The 20631-nt window shown below is 70.1% G+C and carries 20 protein-coding genes; 9 read left to right on the forward strand and 11 right to left on the reverse strand.

Annotation, left to right across the window (positions count from 1 at the left end; genetic code table 11):
• The first annotated feature begins 4 nt into the window (after positions 1-4).
• Both EXW95_RS10890 and queC read left to right on the forward strand, forming a co-directional pair.
• Entirely contained in the window at positions 5-697 is a 693-nt protein-coding gene (locus EXW95_RS10890; protein WP_174367475.1) for a 7-carboxy-7-deazaguanine synthase QueE, read from the forward strand.
• Between the two features lie 107 nt (positions 698-804).
• Positions 805-1497, forward strand: a complete 693-nt coding sequence (queC, locus tag EXW95_RS10895; RefSeq protein WP_174367476.1) for a 7-cyano-7-deazaguanine synthase QueC — start codon at positions 805-807, stop codon at positions 1495-1497.
• Between the two features lie 69 nt (positions 1498-1566).
• Here the strand turns inward: queC and tkt are convergent, their stop codons facing one another.
• Complete coding sequence (gene tkt / locus EXW95_RS10900) at positions 1567-3534, reverse strand: transketolase (RefSeq protein ID WP_174367477.1); 1968 nt, start codon at positions 3532-3534, stop codon at positions 1567-1569.
• 349 nt (positions 3535-3883) lie between these two features.
• Here tkt and EXW95_RS10905 point away from each other — a divergent pair, with 349 nt between their 5' ends.
• Positions 3884-4810 carry a GNAT family N-acetyltransferase gene (locus EXW95_RS10905; protein ID WP_174367478.1) on the forward strand — a complete coding sequence of 309 codons (927 nt, stop codon included), beginning with the start codon at positions 3884-3886 and terminating at the stop codon, positions 4808-4810.
• A gap of 226 nt (positions 4811-5036) precedes the next feature.
• Here the strand turns inward: EXW95_RS10905 and EXW95_RS10910 are convergent, their stop codons facing one another.
• The gene (locus tag EXW95_RS10910) at positions 5037-6461 is read right to left on the reverse strand and encodes a hypothetical protein (RefSeq protein WP_174367479.1); all 1425 of its coding nucleotides are present in this window, start codon (positions 6459-6461) and stop codon (positions 5037-5039) included.
• Between the two features lie 94 nt (positions 6462-6555).
• Between EXW95_RS10910 and EXW95_RS10915 the strand changes: the two genes are divergently transcribed.
• On the forward strand, positions 6556-7062 hold the full coding sequence (locus EXW95_RS10915; protein ID WP_174367480.1) for an ATP-dependent metallopeptidase FtsH/Yme1/Tma family protein: 507 nt from the start codon (positions 6556-6558) through the stop codon (positions 7060-7062).
• 120 nt (positions 7063-7182) lie between these two features.
• Positions 7183-9048: an ATP-dependent zinc metalloprotease FtsH gene (gene ftsH / locus EXW95_RS10920; protein WP_174367481.1), complete on the forward strand. Its 1866-nt coding sequence runs from the start codon at positions 7183-7185 to the stop codon at positions 9046-9048.
• Between the two features lie 461 nt (positions 9049-9509).
• On the opposite strand, the gene EXW95_RS10925 is transcribed toward ftsH, so the two are convergent.
• The 3 genes from EXW95_RS10925 to EXW95_RS10935 are packed head-to-tail and all read right to left on the reverse strand — an operon-like array spanning position 9510 to position 11217.
• Positions 9510-10151: a hypothetical protein gene (locus EXW95_RS10925; RefSeq protein WP_174367482.1), complete on the reverse strand. Its 642-nt coding sequence runs from the start codon at positions 10149-10151 to the stop codon at positions 9510-9512.
• A complete protein-coding gene (locus EXW95_RS10930; protein WP_174367483.1) occupies positions 10148-10345 on the reverse strand; it encodes a hypothetical protein in 198 nt (65 codons plus the stop codon). The genes EXW95_RS10925 and EXW95_RS10930 overlap by 4 nt, the downstream gene beginning before the upstream one ends.
• Positions 10342-11217 (reverse strand): hypothetical protein, encoded by an 876-nt coding sequence (locus EXW95_RS10935; protein WP_174367484.1) that lies wholly within the window; start codon positions 11215-11217, stop codon positions 10342-10344. Before EXW95_RS10935 ends, EXW95_RS10930 begins: the two co-directional genes overlap by 4 nt.
• A 250-nt stretch (positions 11218-11467) precedes the next feature.
• On the opposite strand from EXW95_RS10935, the gene EXW95_RS10940 reads away from it, so the two are divergent.
• The 4 genes from EXW95_RS10940 (at position 11468) to EXW95_RS10955 (ending at position 15835) form a co-directional block, all read left to right on the forward strand.
• On the forward strand, positions 11468-12856 hold the full coding sequence (locus EXW95_RS10940) for an RNB domain-containing ribonuclease (RefSeq protein ID WP_174367485.1): 1389 nt from the start codon (positions 11468-11470) through the stop codon (positions 12854-12856).
• A 164-nt stretch (positions 12857-13020) separates the two neighbouring features.
• Complete coding sequence (locus EXW95_RS10945; protein WP_119675247.1) at positions 13021-13290, forward strand: hypothetical protein; 270 nt, start codon at positions 13021-13023, stop codon at positions 13288-13290.
• Between the two features lie 251 nt (positions 13291-13541).
• Positions 13542-13910 carry a hypothetical protein gene (locus EXW95_RS10950; RefSeq protein WP_174367486.1) on the forward strand — a complete coding sequence of 123 codons (369 nt, stop codon included), beginning with the start codon at positions 13542-13544 and terminating at the stop codon, positions 13908-13910.
• Between the two features lie 149 nt (positions 13911-14059).
• Positions 14060-15835 (forward strand): WD40 repeat domain-containing protein, encoded by a 1776-nt coding sequence (locus EXW95_RS10955; RefSeq protein ID WP_174367487.1) that lies wholly within the window; start codon positions 14060-14062, stop codon positions 15833-15835.
• A gap of 135 nt (positions 15836-15970) precedes the next feature.
• Here EXW95_RS10955 and EXW95_RS10960 read toward each other — a convergent pair whose 3' ends face one another.
• Genes EXW95_RS10960 through EXW95_RS10985 form a run of 6 tightly spaced genes read right to left on the reverse strand, consistent with a single transcriptional unit; the run spans position 15971 to position 20572 of the window.
• Positions 15971-16468 (reverse strand): hypothetical protein, encoded by a 498-nt coding sequence (locus EXW95_RS10960; RefSeq protein ID WP_371810021.1) that lies wholly within the window; start codon positions 16466-16468, stop codon positions 15971-15973.
• A complete protein-coding gene (locus tag EXW95_RS10965; RefSeq protein WP_174367488.1) occupies positions 16465-17637 on the reverse strand; it encodes a DUF1501 domain-containing protein in 1173 nt (390 codons plus the stop codon). The genes EXW95_RS10960 and EXW95_RS10965 overlap by 4 nt, the downstream gene beginning before the upstream one ends.
• A 31-nt stretch (positions 17638-17668) precedes the next feature.
• Entirely contained in the window at positions 17669-18934 is a 1266-nt protein-coding gene (locus EXW95_RS10970; RefSeq protein WP_174367489.1) for a DUF1800 family protein, read from the reverse strand.
• Between the two features lie 41 nt (positions 18935-18975).
• Complete coding sequence (locus EXW95_RS10975) at positions 18976-19743, reverse strand: sigma-E factor regulatory protein RseB domain-containing protein (protein WP_371810022.1); 768 nt, start codon at positions 19741-19743, stop codon at positions 18976-18978.
• Positions 19740-20027: a hypothetical protein gene (locus EXW95_RS10980; RefSeq protein ID WP_174367490.1), complete on the reverse strand. Its 288-nt coding sequence runs from the start codon at positions 20025-20027 to the stop codon at positions 19740-19742. Before EXW95_RS10980 ends, EXW95_RS10975 begins: the two co-directional genes overlap by 4 nt.
• Positions 20024-20572, reverse strand: coding sequence for an RNA polymerase sigma factor (locus EXW95_RS10985; RefSeq protein ID WP_217449188.1), 549 nt, complete (start codon positions 20570-20572; stop codon positions 20024-20026). Before EXW95_RS10985 ends, EXW95_RS10980 begins: the two co-directional genes overlap by 4 nt.
• Between the last annotated feature and the right edge of the window lie 59 nt (positions 20573-20631).

Consider the following 20631-nt stretch of genomic DNA (forward strand, 5'->3'; position numbering starts at 1 on the left):
TCGGGTGAAGTACCCAGTCTATGAGCGGTTCTACACCTGGCAGGGCGAGGGGGTGCACCTGGGCCGCGCGGCGTACTTCATCCGCCTGTACGGTTGCCCCCAGGCCTGCCCCTGGTGCGACAGCGCCGGAACGTGGCACCGGGAGTACCGCCCGGACGGCGTGACCCTGATGAGCGAAGGCGAACTGGCCGACGTGGTGCGGGCCGAGAGTCCGGACGGCGCGGTCGTGGTGATCACGGGGGGCGAGCCGATCCTGTTCGACCTCGCGCCCCTGACGGAGGCCCTGCACGCCCTGGGTCGCCGCGTCCACATCGAGACGAGCGGCATCGCGCCCCTGCGCGGCGCGCTGGACTGGGTGACGCTGTCCCCGAAACCCTTCGGGCAGCCCCCGCTGCCGGGCGTCGTGGCGGTCGCGGACGAGGTGAAGATCATCGTCCACGAACCGGGCGACATTCAGGCCGGACTGGACACCCTGACCGGCCTGAGGGAGGACGCGGTGATCTGGCTGCACCCCGAGTGGAGCAAGGCCCGCGAACGGGACCTGACCGTCCTGAACGCGATCACGCAGGCGGTGAAGGAGAACCCGCGCCTGCGGGCCGGGTACCAGATGCACAAGCTGTACCGCGCCGACGACCTCGACGCGCACAGCGACAAACGCCTGATCCCCCTCGGCGGAAACGCGGCACTCGGGTACTGAACGGGATGTGGGTTGTGGGTTGTAGGCACTGCGGCCTGAATCACGCTGTTTCTCCTTCCCCTTGAGGGGGAGGCTGGGTGGGGGTGAACCCCACCGGAGGATTGGACATGACGGAAGGGAAGAAGCGCGCGGTGGTGCTGCTGTCGGGCGGATTGGATTCGAGCACGGTGCTGGGCATGGCGACCCGCGACGGGTACGCGTGCACGGCGCTGTCGTTCCGGTACGGGCAGCGGCACACGGTGGAACTGGAGCGGGCGGCGACGGTCGCGGCGCACTTCGGGGCCGTGCACCGGGTGATCGACATCAACATCGGGTCGTTCGGGGGGAGTGCGCTGACGGACGAGTCGATGGTGGTGCCGACGGACGGCACGGAAGATGGCGTGATTCCGCCGACGTACGTGCCGGGGCGGAACACGGTCTTTATTGCCGTGGGCCTGAGTCTCGCGGAAGCGATTGATGCGGAGCGGGTGTTCCTGGGGATCAACGCGGTGGATTACAGCGGGTACCCGGACTGCCGGCCGGAATACCTCGCGGCGTACCAGACGCTGGCAGACCTGGCGACGAAGGCGGGGCTGGAGGGTCGCGGGGCGGTGCTGACGGCGCCCCTGGCGGAGCTGACGAAGGCGGACATCGTGCGCGAGGCGCTGGCGGTGGGCGTGCCGATCGACGTGACGTGGAGCTGCTACCAGGGTGGGGCGGAGCCGTGCGGGGTGTGCGACTCGTGCCGCATCCGGGATAAGGCGCTGATCGAGGCGGGCCGCCCCGACCTCGCCACCACCTACGCCCAGGCGCAGCTGTAATTCCAGCAGGAGAGGCGGGACGCGCCGGGGGTCTTCCCCACGCGTCCCGCCTCCCTCTCGTGAAATCCCTTACAGGATGCTCTTGACGACCTTGCTGACGTTCTGGACGCTGAAGCCGAACTTCTCGAACAGGACGCTGGCGGGCGCGCTGGCGCCGAAGGTGTCCATGCCGATGACGGCGCCGTCGGTGCCGACCCATTCGTACCAGGGGCTCTTGGCGGCGGCCTCGATGGCGACGCGTTTGACGCCGGGGGTGAGGACGCTGTCGCGGTAGCTGCGGTCCTGGGTGCGGAAGACTTCCATGCAGGGCATGCTGACGACGCGCGCCTGGATGCCCTCGGCGGCCAGGGCCTCGGCGGAGTCGAGGGCGAGGCTGACCTCGCTGCCGGAGGCGATCAGGATGACCTGCGCGCCGTCTGCGTCGCGGACGACGTAGGCGCCCTTCTTCACGCCCGCGTGGTTGCGGGGCAGGATCGGGAGGTCCTGGCGGGTGAGGGCCAGGGCGGTGGGGCCCTTGTCGTATTCGAGGGCCATCTGCCACGCGGCGGCGGTTTCGTTGGCGTCGGCGGGGCGGATGACGTGGGCGCCGGGGACGGCGCGGAGCATGGCGATCTGCTCGATGGGCTGGTGGGTGGGGCCGTCCTCGCCCAGGCCGATGCTGTCGTGCGTGAGGACGTACGTGACGGGCTGCATCTGGATGGCGCTGAGGCGGAAGGCGGGCTTGAGGTAGTCCGCGAACACCAGGAACGTGCCGACCATGGGGTGCAGGCCGCCGTAGAGGCTCAGGCCGTTCGCGGCGGCGGCCATACCGAATTCACGCACGCCGAACAGGACGTTGCGTCCGGCCATGCTGCCGCTCTGCATCTCGCCGCCGTCCTTGATGGTGGTCTTCGTGCTGCCGCTCAGGTCGGCCGATCCGCCCATCAGGCCGGGGAGGACCTTCGCCAGGGCGTTGATGACTTCACCGCTGGCGTTGCGGGTGGCGACGCCCTTGCCGCCCACCTCGTAGCTGGGGAGCGCGTCGGCGAGGTTCGCGGGCAGTTCGCGCTTGAGCATGGCGTCGACTTCGGCGGCCAGTTCGGGGTGCGCGGCGCGGTAGCCGTCCATCAGGTCGTTCCACTCGGCTTCCAGTTTCGCGCCGCGTTCACGGGCGTCCATGTGGGCCTTGACCTCGTCAGGCACGGTGAAGGCGGGGTAGTCCCAGCCGAGTGCGGCCTTGGTTTCCGCCACACCCTCGGCGCCCAGGGGTTCGCCATGGGCCTTGCTGGTGCCCGCGCGGGGGCTGCCGAAGCCGATCACGGTGCGGACCTGGATCAGGGTGGGGCGGTCACTGGTCTGCGCTTCCTTCACGGCGGCGCGGATCTGGTCCAGATCGTTGCCGTCGGCGACCTTCAGGACGTTCCAGCCGTAGGCGACGTAGCGGGCAGCCACGTCGTCGCTCTCGGCCTTGAAGGTGGCGGTGTCGAGCTGCACCTGGTTGTCGTCGTGCAGCCAGATCAGTTTGTTCAGGCGCAGGTGCCCGGCCAACGCGGCGGCCTCGTGGTTCACGCCTTCCTGCAGGTCACCGTCGCCCAGGATGGCGTAGGTGTGGTTGTCGAAGATGGGGAACTCGGGGCGGTTGTAGCGCGCGGCGAGGTGCGCCTCGGCCATCGCCATGCCGACCGTCATCGCGGCGCCCTGGCCGAGGGGGCCGGTGGTGGCGTCCAGGCCGGGGGTGTGGAAGAACTCGGGGTGGCCGGGGGTCTTGCTGCCCCACTGACGGAAGTTCTTCAGTTCGTCCAGCGAGAGGTCGTAGCCGGTGAGGTGCAGCAGGCTGTAGATGAGCATGCTGGCGTGCCCGGCGGACAGCACGAAGCGGTCGCGGCCGGGCCATTCCGGGTGAACGGGGTTGAAGCGCAGGTAGTCCTGCCAGACGACGTACGCCATGGGCGCGGCGCCCAGGGGCGCGCCGGGGTGGCCGCTGTTGGCGGCCTGCACGCCGTCGATGCTCAGGGTGCGGATGGTGTTGACGCTCAGCTGTGGGATGTCGCTGGACATGCCGTCATCCTACCCCGAGAAGAGTATGTGTACCGTGTACACTTTTTGGCGCTTTCTAGACTCAAGCGTGAACCCACGCGGGAACACTCCCCAAGAGAAGCGCTCCCGGCAGCGCGGGAGCGGGGAACAGTCGGGGTCTGGGCCATCCGTCCTGGGGAGCAGGCGCACCATCGGCACCTCCATTCCGGTGACAACAGAATACGCCACAAGCAGAATAGGCGCAAGTTCTTCCGTGAATACTCACTGAGCCGACATGCAATCACCCTTGAACCTCCCTTCATGCCGGATAGGCCAGATGGCGTACCCGCGCGATTCGCGCCGCGCCCACACGCCAGCGCACAGTGAGCGCATGACCCACGCCCCCCACCCGACTGATCACCTGCCCCACCTCCGTCCGTTCCGCGCGGCGGATGCCTCAGCCGTCGCCCGCCTCGTGACCGAGAGTGTGCGCGGCCACTGGACCTACACCCCAGCACAGTTCCGGGAGGCACAGCCCGGCACCCGCCCCACCCGTCTCGTCGCCGAGCAGGGCGGCTTGGTGGTCGCCACCGCGCGCCTCGCGCCGTTCGGCGAGGGCGTGCCGGACGCGCTGCGGCTGGACGTCGCCGGGGACGGGGCATCGTTCACGCCGCTGCTGCTGGCGCAGCTGGCCGAGGCGCCCTCCGGCTTCCGGCGTGTGCTGGGCGTCACTCGCGAGGACTTCACCGAGCAGATGACCTTCTTCGCAGCCGCGGGCTTCCGGAACGCGTGGCAGTCCTGGGGCGCGCACCTCGACCTGCGCGCCTTCGACCCCGCGCCCTTCGAGGCGTTGCAGGAGCGACTGTTCCTCGCCGGTTACGAACCCGAACGCCTCAGTCCGGACGCACCGGACGCCGACTGGGACACCCTCTACACCCTGTATCAGACCGGGGTGCGTGATCAGCCCCGCAACCCCACGACCACCCCCGATCCCCTCACGCGGGACAGTCTGCGCGACGTCATCCGGCGGGAGGAGGCCGCGTTCGTCACGCGCTGGCGCGGCCAGATCGTCGCCCTGACCCGCCTCACCCCACGCGGACACGAAGTGGACAGCGAGAGCAGCGTCACCCACCCCGACCACCGCCGCAGGGGCATCATGACCGCCCTGAAAGCCCACGCGCTCACCTGGGCGCAGGGGGCGGGGCACATGCACGCCGGGACGGGCGGCACCGTCCTGAACCTCCCCATGCTGCGCGTGAACACCCGCCTGGGCTACCGCGTGGAACGCATGTGGATCACCTGGGAGAAGGAGCTCTGATACGGATTCCGTTTGTTTCGCTGACAATCCGGAACTTCACCGGATTGCCAGCTTCACTTCCGGAACCCGCCCTGCTCCTACTCGCATCCGCTCGGATTGAACGGCCTTTGCAGTCCATTCAATCGGAGTCCGTATGAGCCATGAGTTCTGAGGGCAAGCGACAGCCGGAGCGTCCACTCTTCTCCTCATAGCCCATGGCGCATAGCCGGGAGCCTCCCCCCTGCGCTCAGTTCAGCATGCGGCCGCCGGTGCCGCCCTGCTGGGACAGGAGCGCCTCGGCCTTGCGCAGGTGCTCCTGCAACGTGACGTGCCAGTCGTCGCTGTCAGGCGTGTGGGCCAGCGCCTGCTGGGCGTGCGCGTATGCGGCGGCCGGGTCGGGGAAGCCCTGCTGGGCCATGACGTCGGCGGCCATCTGGTGCGCGGTGACCCAGTCGCGGCTCTCGGGCGCGGCCTCGCGCAGGACGCGGTAGTAGTGTTCGAGCGCCTCGTCCAGCTGGAAGTAGTCCAGCGCGACGCTGCCCAGCACGAGGCTGGCGGGAATCACGGCGCCCTGCGCGAGGGCCTGCTCGGCCTCCAGCTGCGCCTCCTGCAGGCGGCCCAGGCGGTAGTCGCACTCGGCGATGTCGGCCAGCACCTCCGGCTGGTAGGGGTACTCGGGGTCGGCCAGCACGGCTTCGAGTTTCTCGCGGGCGTCCACGGGGCGGTCGAGGTCCAGCAGGGCGACGCCCAGTTCGTGGTTCGCGTAGGGGCGGTCGGCTTCCGTGGCGAGCTTCAGGGCGTCCTCGAAGGCGTTCAGGGCGTCCTGCTGGCGGCCCAGGTGGGTCAGGACCTGACCGCGCACCAGGGCGACGCCGTAGCTGGGGTCGCCGTGCTGCGCTTCCAGGCGGGCGGCCTCGCGGATCATGTCGTGCGCGGCGTCCGGCTGGCCCAGGTTCAGCAGGGCCTGCGCGCGCAGGTAGTGCCACGTGGCGAGGTTCAGTCCGGCGTCCTCGGCGTCGTGCGGGCCGGGGCGGGTGGGGTACAGCAGGCGCGCCTGATCCAGGGTGTTCTTCGCGGCCTCGGGCTGCCCCAGTTGCAGTTGCAGCGCCGCCTGCTCCTGGAGCATCACGGCGCGGTTCAGGCCCTGCGCGAGGTGCGCGGCCTCGCCGTACAGGTTCGCGGCGTCGGCGGTCTGGCCCAGGCCCTCGTTCGCCTCGGCCTCCCAGGAGCGCAGGCGCCAGCGCAGGTGCACGGGCAGGTCGGACGCCGGGAGGTGGATGTCCAGCGCCGCCTGCCCCTCGTCCATCAGGACCAGGGCGCACAGCGCGTGGAAGCGGGCCAGCGGGTCGGTCGCCTCGCGGACGGCGGCACTGGGCGGGGCGGCGTCGGGGCCGCGGGTGCGGGCGTCGAGTTCCGCCATGAGCGCCTGGTACAGGGCGTCCTCGCGCAGGCTGGGGTCGATGGTGCGGGCCTCGCGCAGCGCGGCGCCCAGGTCGGTGGTGGCAGCGTCGCCGTACAGGGCGTGCAGGCTGCCGAGCAGGAGGGTCAGGCGGGCGCGTTCGGGGCGGTGGGCTTCGCGCATGGCGGCGTCCAGCACGCCGAAGGCCTGCTCGTAGTCGCCGCCGGCGAGCGCCTCGCACACTTGCTGCCAGGTGGTGGCCACGTCAATCATTCCCCGTCAGGATACGGCACGCGCGCCCACAGGGGCGGACTGCCTGCACCTTTGGTCGCTTGCATGCCGCGCCCCTTCGGGGTGTCATGGGGGAATGAGACGACGTGGAGCGTGGGGGACCGTGGCGGGCGGCGTGCTGGCATTGGGCCTTCTGGGACTGGTGCTACTGGCGGCGCTGGGCGTGTGGGGCGTGTCGTGGTGGTCGGGCGCGCGGGCGCAGGTCGTGCCGTTCGCGGAGTTCCGGTCGTTGCTGGAGGCCGGGCAGGTGGAGCGGGTGGTCGTGCGGGGTGAGACGGCGACCGTGACGCTGAACCAGGGTTTGCCCGTGCGTGTGCTGACGCCGGGCGGCCCAGTGACACGGGACGTGCGGGAGGTCCGGGTACGGGTCCCAGGTGAGCTGGCCACATCCGACACCACCCTGGTGTCGCTCATGCAGGAGCGGAATGTGGACCTGCGCTTCGAGCAGCCCACCCAGTGGCTGGGGATCCTGCTGAACTTCCTGCCGGTGCTGCTGCTGGTGGGCTGGACGGCGGCTGTGGCGGCGCTGCTGGTGGGGCTGGGGTGGTGGGCTGCGCGGCGCGTGAAGGTTGTCAATCCCTAAAGCGCAGGTGTGCGGCGGGACAATTTCACACACCTTGAGTCTGGTAGACTCAACTTCAGCGGGGGCCTGCCCCCCACCTCGCCCCATTCACCCTCTTCTCTCCCTCCGGAGGACCTGTTCTTGAAACGGCTCAATCCCTGGCTGATCGTCCTGTTCGTCCTGGCCCTGTTCCTGATGTTCTCGCAGGCTCCCCTGAGCGGGCGCTCCAGCGTGAACTACACCCAATTCAAGTCCCTGCTGGAAGGCGGGCAGGTCGAGCGCGTCATCGTCCGCGAGAACAACGCGAACGTGACCCTCAAGCAGCCCACCTCCGTCGAGGTGAACACCGCCAGCGGCCCGCAGGAGCGCGAGATCAAGGACTTCAGCGTGCGCCTGCCCAGCAGCCAGGCGACGCCCGACACCAGCCTGATCACCCAGATGCAGCAGCAGGGCGTGGACCTGCGCTTCGAGCAGCCCAGCCAGTGGCTGGGGATCCTGCTGAACTTCCTGCCGATCATCCTGCTGTTCGGCATGATGTACTTCTTCTTCATGCGTGCCCAGGGCGGCCAGAGCGGCGTCATGCAGTTCGGGCAGAGCAAGGCCAAGAAGTACGGCAAGGAAAACCGCGTGCCCACCAAGTTCACCGACGTGGCCGGGCACGAGGAAGCCAAGCGGGAACTCGTGGAGGTCGTGGACTTCCTGAAGAACCCCGGCAAGTACCACCAGATCGGCGCGGAAATCCCCAAGGGCGTGCTGCTCGTCGGCCCTCCCGGCACCGGTAAGACGCTGCTGGCCCGCGCGATCGCCGGTGAAGCCGACGTGCCCTTCTTCAGCGTCAGCGCCTCCGAGTTCATGGAGATGTTCGTCGGGGTCGGCGCCAGCCGCGTCCGCACGCTGTTCGAGGACGCCCGCAAGAGCGCGCCCGCCATCATGTTCATCGACGAGATCGACTCCATCGGCCGCAAGCGTGGCGCGGGCATCGGCGGCGGGCACGACGAGCGCGAACAGACCCTCAACCAGATCCTCTCGGAGATGGACGGCTTCGACAAGAGCAGCAGCGTCATCGTGCTGGGCGCCACCAACCGCCCCGACGTCCTCGACCCGGCCCTGCTGCGTCCCGGCCGCTTCGACCGTCAGGTGACCATCGACCTGCCGAACCTCAAGGAACGCGAGGCGATCCTGAAGGTCCACCTGCGCAACAAGCCCATGGCGAGCGGCGTGGACGTGCCCGAGATCGCCAAGAGCACGCCGTACTTCAGCGGCGCCGACCTGAAGAACGTCACGAACGAGGCCGCGCTGGAAGCCGCCCGCGTCGGCAAGACCCAGATCGACATGAGCGACTTCTACCGCGCGCTGGACAAGATCACCCTGGGCCTGGAGAACGGATCTCTGACGATCAGCGACCAGGAGAAGAAGGCCATCGCCTACCACGAGGCCGGACACGCCGTCACCGCCGCCGTCATCCCCGGCAGCGACAAACTCCAGAAGGTCAGCATCATCCCGCGCGGCCGCGCGCTGGGCGCCGCGTTCTACCTGCCCGAAGAGCAGGTCCTGATGAGCAAGGAACGCCTGGAGAACCAGCTGATCGTCGCGCTGGGCGGCCGCGCCGCCGAGGAAGTCTTCATGGGCAGCGTGACCAGCGGCGCCGCGGACGACTTCCGCAAGGCCACCAACATCGCCCGCAAGATGGTCCTCGAGTGGGGCATGGGCGACAACTTCAAGAACATGGCCCTCACGACCGACAGCGGCCCCGTGTTCCTGGGCGAGGACATGGCGAAACCCAAGGCATTCAGCGAGCACACCAGCCAGCTGGTCGACGAGGACGTCAAGCGCATCCTGACCCGCGCGTTCGAACGCGCCCGTGAACTCGTCACCGAGTACCAGCAGGCCATGCACGAGGTTGCCGACGCCCTGCTGACGCAGGAACTCATCACCGGGGACGTCGTGCGCGAGGCGGTCAGCCGCGTGGGCGGACAGACCCAGCCCATGCCGCAGACGACCGCCTGAACCCACAGCCTCACGCCACGAACCGCTCCCGGACCATCGGGGGCGGTTTTCCATGGCCTGGACAGAACTTGCGGCAGCGGTCACCCGACGACCTGAACCTGTTGAAGTGCAGTCGCCTCCTCCGGCCTACGCGGGACGCTCCCGTCCTCTCCCGGTGCGACAGCGTGAGCGGGAAGGCGAAGGGGACACCGGGGCAGCACCTGATACGGGATTCAAGTGATTCCAAAACATTCGGAGTCGCCCGGTGGCCCCCTCACCCTTCCGTCGCTTCGCTCCTCCCTCCCTCTCTGCTGCGCAGCTCTCTGAGTCCCACAGGGGGAGAGGGGACAACGGAAGGCAATCACGTTGGACGCAAGTCAATTTCATCCCGTATGAATCCCGTCGGGCCTCTCCCCCACCCTGTCCCGGCAGCAGGGCGCCGCCCCCGGTGGTCGTCGGGGGCGGCGTGGATTCGGCGGTGGTCACATCAGGTTGATGTGCACTTCGTTGCCGTGCTGGTCCTCGGCGTCGATCAGGGGGCCGCGGTGGGGGCTGGCCTCAATCAGGAGGCGCAGGGCGTCGAGGGTGAAGCCCGCGCTTTCCAGCGCCGAGCGGCCGTGGGGGGGGATCAGGCGGTCGAGGTGCGGGGCGAGACTGACGGGGATGTTGGCGCTGTACTCGTCGCCGTGCTGGCTCTGGACGTGAATGTGCAGGATGCGGGCGCTGGGCGTGTGGGGCGTGTCGGGCTGGAAGCCGTGCAGTTCCCGGTCGATCTGACCGGTGATGTTCTCGACCATGCTGTCGATTCCTCCGGTGATGCGGTCGACGAGGCCGTCGATGCCGCGGGTGCGCTGGGTGCCCATGACGAGCTGGGGGCGGCGGGGGGGCTGGGGCGGCGGGGGTGGGACGGGGCCGGGTTCGCGGACGCCGCGCAGCAGCATCAGGTGTTCGGCGACGTGGGCGGTGTCGAGTTCCTGGCGGGCCAGCAGCGCGGAGACGAATTCGCGGTCGCTGTCGGTCAGGGCGAGTTTGGGGCTCAGGGCGGCCATGAGCGGTCCGGCGTCTTCCAGGGTGAGTTTCCCGGCGCGGATCAGGTCGAGGATGCGGCGGATCTTCTCTTTCATGGTCGGCCTCCGAGCAGGGCGCGCTGCATGCGGGCGCCGTGCGCTTCGGCATCCAGGGTGCGGCGCAGTTGCGTGCGGGCGTGCGCCTGGGTGGCGTCGGGGGTGAGGATCGCGCGCAGGTGGGTGAGCAGGCGCAGCCGGACGGCGCGCAGGCTGGGCAGGCTGGGCGCGGGTTGGACGTGCAGGGCGGTCATGCGGTCACGACCTTCAGGTTCCCGGCGGTGATCTGGCAGTGCAGGTGGGCGTCGCCGCCGCCGAGCTGGCCGGTGTGGTGGGTGTTCAGGAAGCCGCCGCTCTTGCCGGTGGGGAAGTCGGCCTTGAAGGAGCCGAGGGTGACGCGGGCGTCGATGTGGACGCTGCTGCCGGGCTGGAGGTGCAGTTTCGCATTCCCGGCGTTCACCTCGACGCGGTGGTTGCCGCCGCTGAGCGTCCCGGCCCAGGTGAGGTTGCCGCCGTTGACGCTGGCGTTCAGGGTGGCGGCGCCAGTCAGGGTGAGGTTCCCGCCGTTGACGGTGACGGTGCTGGGGCCGCTGAGTTCGGCGGCGTTCAGGTTCCCGCCGTTCACGTCGGCGTGGAGGCTGTGGGCGCGGCCCATGCGGACGTTGCCGCCGTTCACCTCGGCGCGCAGGCCCCCGGCGAGGTCGGGCAGGGTCAGGTTGCCGCCGCTGATCTCGGCGTGGGTGTGGCCGGGCGTGAAGGGCAGGGTCAGGATGGCCTTGAGGTTCGGGACGTGCCCCTGCTGGCCGGGGAGGCGGGCGACCCGCCAGCCCTGCGGGGTGTGGTCGAGGCTCAGGTGCCCGTCGAGGTTCACGGCGAGGTGCGGCGCGCTCAGGGCGGCGTCGGTCAGGACGGTGAGGGTGTAGCCGCGGACGAGCAGGTGCAGGTCGCGGGTGGCGTCGGCCGGCGTGGTGCTGGGGACCAGGGTGCTGGTCGGCTGGGTCTGGGCGGTGGGGGTGTCCTGGGTGTCGTCCAGGAGTCCCTGGGCTTCCTCGGGGGTGAGTTTGCCTTCGGCCACCAGACGCTGGACATGGGCGTGGAACTCGCTTGCGGGGTGCTGGTCATTCATGCTGCCCTCCTGAGTCACATAGAAACATCAACTTTCTCTTTTGTCAAATCGGACTTTCCATATAGTAAAAATCTATGTCGCCCAGCGGGAGGAGGAGGTCGCATTTTTTTCGTTCTAGACGCATTCCTGCATCTTTTCTGGATCGAACACAGATCACGCAGTCAGGCAGAGCGGCAGGGTGAATCTCACTGATTGGAAATCTGTGCTTTACAGGAACTCAGGGGAGTCTCCGCGCCCTATCCTCTGGGGCATGACCCTGCCCGACCTCACGCCCGCGCAGCGCACCGAGCTGGAACTGCTCGCCCGCGGCAAACAGGACAAGAGCCGCACCATGCGCGACCTGAAGCAACCCGAGACACCCGAGGCCGCGCACGCGCTGCTGCTGCGCGCCGGGCTGTGGACCGACGCCCGCACGCCCTACGCCGACCGGCTGGGCGCCGCCCTGAATCCCGTGACGCTGGACGTGCCGCCCTTCGCGCCCGAACAGCGGCTGGACCTGACGCACCTGGACGTGTACGCCATCGACGACGAGGGCAACCGCGACCCGGACGACGCCGTGGGCATCGAGGCGCTGCCCGGCGGCCTGACCCGACTGTGGGTACACGTCGCGGACGTGGCCGCGCTGGCCCCCGCCGACAGCCCGCTGGACCTGGAAGCCCGCGCGCGCGGCGCGACCCTGTACCTGCCGGACCGCACGATCGGCATGCTGCCCGACGCGCTGGTCGAGCAGGCGGGCCTGGGCCTGCACGACACCAGCCCCGCGCTGAGCATCAGCCTGGATCTGGACGAGGACGGCAACGCCGACGCCGTGGACGTGCAGCTGACCACCGTGCGCGTGCAGCGCCTGACGTACACGCAGGCGCAGGAGCGGCTGGACGCAGGTCAGGAGCCGTTCGTGAGGCTGGCCCGGCTGGCCGCCGCGAGCCGCGAGCTGCGCGTGCAGGAGGGCGCGCTGAGCATCGACCTGCCCGAGGTCCGCGTGAAGGCCGACGAGGCGGGCGCGACCGTCACGCCCCTGCCCAAGCCGGAGATGCGGCTGGTGGTGCAGGAATGCATGACGCTGGCCGGGTGGGGCGCCGCGATCTACGCGGACGACCACTCGATCGCCCTGCCGTTCGCGACGCAGGACCCGCCCCACCGCGAGGTGCGCGGCGACACGCTGCCCGCGCAGTGGGCGCGGCGGCGCACGCTGGCCCGCACCCGCTTCCAGCCCGCGCCGGGACCGCACGCGGGCATGGGCCTGGACCTGTACACGCAGGCGACCAGCCCGATGCGCCGCTACCTGGATCTGGTCGTGCATCAGCAGTTGCGCGCCCATCTGGCCGGGCAGGACGGCCTGAGCGGCAAGGAGGTCGCGGCGCGCGTGGCGCAGGCGCAGATGAACGCCGACGCCACCCGGCAGGCCGAACGCCTGAGCCGACGCCACCACACCCTGCGCTTCATCGCCGCGCAGCCCGAGCGGGAATGGGAGGCGGTCGTGGTGGACCGCCGGGGGCCGCAGGCGACGCTGCTGATCCCGGATCTGGCCTTCGACCTGCCGCTGAGTACGCCCGCCGCGCCGGGGACGACCCTGCGCGTGGTGCTGGGGGACGTGAACCTGCCGAACCTGACGCTGCGCGCGCGGGTGCTGACGACCTGAACGGTGGGGGACGCAGGGCACCTGCGCGTCCCCCGCGCATGCATAAAATCCCAGCCGTAAAATTAGCAAATAACGAAAAGCAGCGTGACAGACGCACAATCTGCTTCCCGAAACCTGATTCATCTTTCATTCATCCACTGCCCGGCGTGACTACACTGCCAGTCATGTCCGCCGCGAGCACCCTCCCCTGCGACATCGTGTCCCTCCGCATGAGCCACTGCCGGGCCGAACACGCCGCGCGTGAAGCGCAGTACCACCTCGCCGTGCTGCACTACCGCACCTGCCTGGAAGCCGCCGAACGCCGCGAGGACTGCCGCGCCGTGGAGTTCTTCGCGCTGAAACTCGCCGGGTGCTACGACCAGATGGGCCTGAATGCCAAGGCCGCCAGCTTCCGCGCCCTGGCGGGCAGCGGCGACGCCCCCCTGCTCGGCTGATACAGACTCCGGTTGGAAGGTGTGCAACATCTTCCAACCCGAGCGGACGCGACTCGTAGAGCTGCGGAGCAGAGTAGGAGTAAAACGGGTTCCGGGCGTGGAGTTGGCAGGTCGGTGGTGTTCCGATCTGTCAACGAAACAGACGGAACCCGTAAGAGCCGCCCCCCCAACCGACCGCCGCGCCCCGGACCTCAAGGTTCACAGGGCGCGGCGGTCAGTTCCCCCTCAGCTTCACGCGGCACACTCGGCGCATGACCAGCCTGCCCCTCACCCTGCTGCCCCTCAATCTGTTGCGCCGCGCCGTCCTGCCCCTGGCCCTGCTCGGGGGCGCCCACGCCGCCACCCTCGACCTGCAGGTCGGCCAGAGCGGCAAACTGGGGGACGCGACCGTCACGCTGCTGCGCACGCAGGACAGCCGCTGCCCCATGAACGCCCGCTGCATTCAGGCCGGGGACCTGATCACCAGCGTCCTGATCCGCCAGGGCAGCCGCGTGCGCCTGCTGCGCCTGAAACTCTCGGACACGACCGCCCAGTCGGCCGGGCTGCACATCAGCGGCGCGACCGCCACCATGGCCGGGCAGCGCCTGCCCCTGACCGTGACCTTCAGCGACGGCCGTTGATCGGAGGGGATTGATCCGAGGGGGCGTTGATGGGAGGGAGGCGCGGAATGACGGGGGCATGGACCGGCCCGCGTGAGCCATCCGGCCAGGCGGGCGCCTCAGCCTAAATGTGGATACCCTCACGGTCACTTTTCCATACAGTGGGTCACATGAGAACCCTGCTGCTGAGCGTCGCCCTGACCCTGGGAAGCGCGTCCGCCCTGACCCTCTCCAAACCCGCCGTGTACACCGTGCCGGGCGCGGACTCGCACCTCGCGGCGTTCCTGCCGGGCGGTCAGGTGGCCGTGGACGCCGACAACGCCGTGATGATCCTCGACCAGAACCTGAAGACCGTCCGCGCGTGGTACGGCCTGCAGGGCGCCGTGCAGGCCCTGAGCGCCAGCCCGGACGGGACCCGCGTCGCCGCGCTGGGCCGGGACCGCTGGGTCGTGTGGGACACCCGCACCGGGCAGGAGGTCCGCAGCGGCACCCCCGAGTACGACACCACCCTGGCCTTCGCCGCCGACGGCAGCCTGCTGATGCTGAACGACGGGACCCTGACCCGCGTGGACCTGCAGAGCGGCCAGACGACCGACCTGCTCGGTGACGGCGAGGCGTACGACGTGCGCGTCAGCGCGGACGGCACCCTGGCCGCCGTCATCTACGAGGACCGCGTGGACCTCGTGGCGCTCGCCGACGCGCAGGTCGTCGCCAGCAGCGCGATCAGCGACGAGTGGGACGGCCTGGAGGCGACCTTCAGCCCGGACGCGCAGGCCGCCGTGATCCGCACCGGGTCCGAGACGCTGATCCTGCGCGGCGGCGCCGAACCCACCGAGGTCGAGGGCGGCGAGGACCTCAGCCTGGACGGCAGCGTGGTGTTCCTGAACGACGCGCAGTTCCTGTACGCCGAGTACGGCGAGGGGCAACTGTTCGACGCGCAGACCGGCGAGGCCGTCGGCGACGCGCTGGAACTCGACACCTTCGACACGCTGATCGGCGGCCCCGACGGGCAGGTCCTCAGCCTGGGCGGCAGCGTGGGCCGCCTGACCCTGGACGCGCTGGACGCCCCGGCGCGCCCGCAGGTGAAACTGCCCAGCGGCAACACCTGGACCGGCGCGTTCATCGGCGGCGTGCCCCACGCGGGCCTGGGTGAATTCATCAACCTGAAGACCGGCAAGACCCTGAACGTCGGTAACCGCGACCGCCTGTACGCCGCCGAGACGCAGGGCGCGCAGGTGTGGACCCTGAACGGCAGCGGCGCCGTGAACGTGTACCGCGCCGGGAAGATCGTGAAACTCCCCGCGCTGAGCAGCAAGGTGGACTTCGAGACGCTGCACACCTCCCCCGACGGACGCTACGCCACCGTCAGCGGCTACGAGGGCCTGGCGCTGCTGGACGGGCAGACCGGCAAGATCGTCGCGCAGTTCACGGCGGCGCAATTGAAAGTCGAGGACATCCACGACGCGCTGCCCACCACCGACGGCAAGGCCGTGCTCGTCATCCCGCACGAGGGCAACCCCCTGCGCCTGGACGTGAAGACCGGCAAAACCCAGGTGGCCGTGAAACTGCCCACCGACGCGTCCAGCGAGGAATTCCAGCAGAGTCGCGGCGGAACGCTCGCCGTGGCGTACTCGGTGGACGACGCGCCGTTCGTGGCGCTCGTCAAACCCGGCGCGACCACTGCCTTCAAGACCCTGAAGTTCACGGCGGCCGTGCGCGCGCTGCGCTTCAGCCCCGACGGGAAACTCCTGGCCGTCCTGACGAACGACGCGAAGAACGCCCTGCACGTCTTCGACACCGCCAGCGGCACCCTGCTGACCCGCGCCGGGCAGTTCAGCCTGCGCACGAACCTCCTGACGTGGTCCGACACCGGCACGCAACTGATGGTCGGCGCCGGACAGGTCGGCCAGCCCGGCAGCGTCAGCGTGTACGACGTCAGACGCTGATCCCCCCAGCAGAGGTCAGAGGCGCCCCCAATCCAGCGGGGGCGCCTCTGCACATCACCCACCCGGCGCATAGGCTTGACTGCCCCTGCATACCGCGCTATAGTTTTAGACATCACCGCCCGAGAGGCGGCTTTTTTATTTTCCCGCCTTCTTCTTCGGCGTGGCGAACTGCTCGGCGCCTCCGGCTGCCGCGAACGCCGCGCGCAGCTCATCCAGCGGGGTGGCGGGGTGGCTGGCCGGGTCGCCGGGCAGGGTCTTCGCGTAGATCTCCAGTGCGTCCGGATAGCCGTCGCCGTCCGCGTCGGTATCGGCCTGCAGGAGGGTGGAGAGCGCCTGGGGGAAGGTCAGGTGCCGCCCCTCTCTGGCCTCGCTTGCAAAGGTGGCCTGGATGGCCTGCCCGAAGGGGTTCCAGGGGGCGCCGCCGTCCGGGTTGACGTGGCAGTACGTGCAGGGCATGACGCGGCGGTCCAGTTCCCACAGTTCGTTGCCTTCGGTCAGGTGCAGCTGCGGCGCGGCCTGGATGCGGTAGCGGGGCAGCGCCCCGGCGGGGCTGAGCAGCGGCGAGAGCAGCACGAGTGCCCCCAGCGTCAGCCCGACGCCCTTCACGCTGAGGCTGCCCACGCGGGCGTTCACGCGATCCAGCGCGGTCCGGTGAAGGTGCCGCCCAGGATGCCGCGCGCGTCCAGGTTCAGCCAGCGGGTCAGGGCCTCGGCGTACACGCCGCGGAAGTCCTGCCTGTACTTGATGTCCCCTTCGGAGAGGTCTTCGAGGTCGGGGCTGCTGCCGTGCACGCCGCCCTTGACGCCCTGCCCGAAGGCGAACATGACGCTGCCCTTGCCGTGGTCGGTGCCCGCGCTGCCGTTCTCCGCGACGCGCCGCCCGAACTCGGAGAAGCCCATCACGATGACGTCCTTGGCGAGGCCCTGGGTTTCCAGATCCGCCTGGAAGGCGCTGAGTCCCCCGGCGAGGGTTGTCAGCAGGCCGTCCTGTTCGGCGCGCTGCCCGGCGTGCGTGTCGAAGCCGCCCAGCGACACGTAGATGACGCGCTGCCCCACCCCGGCGGCGATCAGGCGCGCGGCGTCGCGCAGCTGCGAGGCGAACTTCGTGTCGGGGTAGGTGGCGCCCGACCTGTACTTCCTGACGTTCTCCTGCACGCGGGCGGTGTTCTTCATCATCTGGCGGGTGGCGCGGGTCAGGTACGCGGCCTCGCCGCTGCGCGGGGAGTTCAGCAGGGACTCGAACGGCGTGTTCATCCCGGCCGGGAGTTTCAGCTGGAAGTTGTCCACCGAGTCGATGCTGGGCAGGCTGAACTCGCTGGCCTGCAGCGCCTGCGGCGTGGCGGCCCCCAGGTTGCTGGCGCAGAACGGGTCGCCGATCTTCTCCGCGATCCGGCCGATCCAGCCGTCCGCCTGCGCCTGACTGGGGTCGGCGGTGTGCCAGATGGCCATGCTGGCGAAGTGGCTGCGGTTCGGGTTGGGGTACCCGACGTTCTCCATCCAGGCGAGGTGTCCGTCGTCCCAGAGTTTCATCAGGGGCCGCAGCGCGGGGTGCATGCCGAGGTCGGGCGTGACGGTCAGCACGTCCTTCTTCGGGATGGCGATGGTGGGCCGCGCGGCGTAGTACGCACCGTTGCTGTAGGGAATCAGGGTGTTCAGGCCGTCGTTCCCGCCGGTCAGCTGCACGACCACCAGGGTCTTCGTGCCACCCGCCTGGGTGGCGGCGCGGGCCAGGAAGCCGGGCATGCCGCTCGTGGCGGCGACCGCCAGGGCGGACAGTTTCAGGAAATCACGTCGGTTGGTCACGGGGCACTCCTCCGGGGGGGGTCAGGGCAGGTCAGGCGAGCTGGAATTCGGGGCTGATCAGGCTCAGGTACGTGCGCTGGCGGCCCCTGAGGCTGCTCAGGAGCACCGCGCCCGCCGGGCGTTCCTGGCCGGTCAGGGCCAGCAGGCTGGGCGGCGTGTCGAGGTTCGGGGCCTTGGAGCCCATGGTCAGCGCGGCGGCGACCTGCATGCGCAGCAGCAGGGTGGTGTCGTTGATCCACTCGCGGCCGCCGTCCCAGCCCTTGACGGTGTCGGGTTCCAGCAGCACCTGCCCCATGCGCCCGGCGGTCCCGGCGAGGTTCAGCAGGGACCGCGCGTCGATCTTCGGCTGGCCCAGCGTGCGGATCCCGCCCACCAGGAACTCGACGGGCGAACGGATGATGCGCGAGCGGCTGGCGTAGAAGGCCTCGCTGGCGAGCAGTTCAGTCAGGACGGCCATCACGTCGCCCTTCGTGCGGGTCCAGGTGTCGGCGCTGCCCTTGACGGCCGCGTCGTCGGGGGTGTCGGCCAGGAACGCGCGGTGTAGTTTGCGGCTCACGAAGGTCGCGGTGGCCGGGTGTGAGGTCGCGATGCGGACGATGTCCTCGCCTTTCAGGGCGCCGCTCTGGCCCAGGTACGTCTTCCTGCCGGTGTCATGCTGCTGCGTCTGGTTCACGAAGCGCGGCTGCTCGAGGTACTGCCTGTTGCCGCGCCCCCCCTGGAAGGTCCAGCCGGTCAGGGCGCGGGCGCCCTCACGGACGTCGTTTTCGGTATACGCGCCGATGCCGGTCGTGAACAGTTCCAGCAGTTCACGGCTGAAGTTCTCGTTCGGTTTGCCCTTACGGTTCTGGTCGTTGTCCAGGTACCGGAGCATGGCCGGGGACTGCGCGACCTCCAGCGTGAAGCGCTCGAAGGACCGCGTGGCGGCGTGGCGGCGCAGCAGGTTCAGGTAGTCCGCCACGGCGGGTACGTTGCGGACCTTGTCGGTAGCGATCACGAAGTGGTTGCTCCAGGTCAGGGCCAGTTTCTCGCGCAGCGGGTGCGGGCCGTACGCGAGTTCGTACAGCCACGCGCCCCGCCCGAGCTGCAGGGCCGCGCCGGGCGTGGCGCCCTGCAGGGGATCGAAGGGATTGCCGGGCGCGACGCTCTGATCGAAGGCCAGGGCCGCGCGGGCCACGTCCTGCGCTTTCTTGCCGACCAGGGCGCGGATCTGCTCGTCGGTCGCGCCGAAGGCGGTGCGGCGCAGGAAGTGCGCGGCGTCCTCGGCGGTCAGGGGGCGGGACAGGGGGGTCAGGGGCATGCGGAACTCCTTGCGGCGGTCGGGGACCGGGTGGGGGGGCGTTATGGATTGGAGTCGGCGGGGGCCGAAAAAGTTCCCAGCGGGTCCGGCGTGGCGCTGCGGACGCCCGCCAGCGCGGCCTGCAGCGTGGGCTGCGGCAGGTTCCCGACCAGCCACACGAACCGCTGCCCGACGCGGCGCGAGGCCACACCGGGCGCGGCCTTCACGTCCTGTGGCGCGACGACCAGCGCCAGGACGTTCAGGCCGTCGGTCAGGGCGACCTCCAGCCCCTTGCCGCGCGCCTGCACCGCCACGGGAATGAATCCGGGTGGGAGCCGCAGACCCGGCAGGGCGCGGTTCAGCGCGGCGCGCAGGCCCTCGGGCGCGGCGGGCGGGGCCGGGCGGTTCACGCGGGCGATTCCTGCCTGCACGCGGGTCAGGGCGGCGCGGCGGGCCAGCGTGCCGTCCGCGCCGCGTTCCTCGAAGGCCAGCGGCACGTTCCACTTCAGGTCCACCCACAGCGTCCAGCGGGCCGCGTCCCCGAGTTTGGGGGTCAGGGTGAACCGCGTGGCGTCCCGCCCGGCGACCTGCTCGGTGCCGCCGCGGGTCACGTTGAAGTTCCTCGCGAGCAGCGCGGGCCGTACCGTCAGGGCGGGCAGCTGCGTCGCCGTGCGGGTGGGGTCGGGGCGCGGGGGGAACAGGACGGTCACCTCGGCCTGCCCGCGCGCCACCTGGGTGCGGGCCTTCTTCAGCGCGGCCTGCACGTCCTCCAGGTCGCCCGCGTGCGCGGTGCCCAGGGTCAGCAGGAGCAGGGACAGAGTGCGCCTCACCAGTCGGCTCCCCAGGCGCTCTGGTAGGCGTCGTACGCGGCGCTGCTGGGCAGCGGGCCGGGCAGTTGCGGCGCGGGGAGCAGGACGGTCAGGCCCGCCACCAGGGCTGCCGAGGCCAGCGCGCCGGTCAGCCAGCCCGCGCGGCTGCGGGTGCGGGCGGCGCGGCGGCGGGTCAGGAAGCGGTCGGCGGCGCCCAGGTCGGCGGGGGTCAGCGTGCGTGCCTGCTCGAACAGGGCGTCGAGCTCATCGAAGTCATCTGTGTGACGGTCAGTGGGGTGGGTCATGGGGTCACTCCGGCGCGGGTGAGCAGGGCGCGCAGGGCCGCGCGGCCCCGGTTGATGCGGCTCTTCACGGTGCCGAGCTCCGCGCCGGTCAGCGCGGCGATCTCGGCGTAGTCCAGGCCCGACAGTTCCCGCAGCGCGACCGCCTCGCGCTGATCGGGCGGCAGCTGCGCCAGCGCCCGGGCCAGGCGGTCGCGGACCTGCGCCTGCTCGCCCGCGCGGGCCGGGTCGTGCGGCGCGTGGGGTTCGGGGGTGTCCTCCAGCGGCACCGCCTGCCGCGCGCCGAGTGCCTTGTGGCAGGCGTTGAGGGTGATGCGGTGCAGCCAGGTGCTCAGGCTCGCCTCGCCCCGGAAGCCCCTGAGGGCCCTGTGCGCGGCGATGAACACGTCCTGCACGACATCGTCCGCCGCGCCCGGCCCCACGAGGCTGGCAGCGAGGCGGTGCACCTGCGGCGCGTGGGTTCTCACGAGCGCCTCGAAGGCCCGCTCGTCCCGCGCGGCCAGGCGCGCGAGTTGCAGGTCGGACAGGGTGTCGTGCGGGTCATTCAAGGGCACCTCATACCTTAGAGGAGGCCCGCCGCGAAAAAGTTCCCACCTGCGGTGCCGCT

The organism is Deinococcus sp. JMULE3 (assembly GCF_013337115.1).
Classification (GTDB): Bacteria; Deinococcota; Deinococci; order Deinococcales; family Deinococcaceae; genus Deinococcus.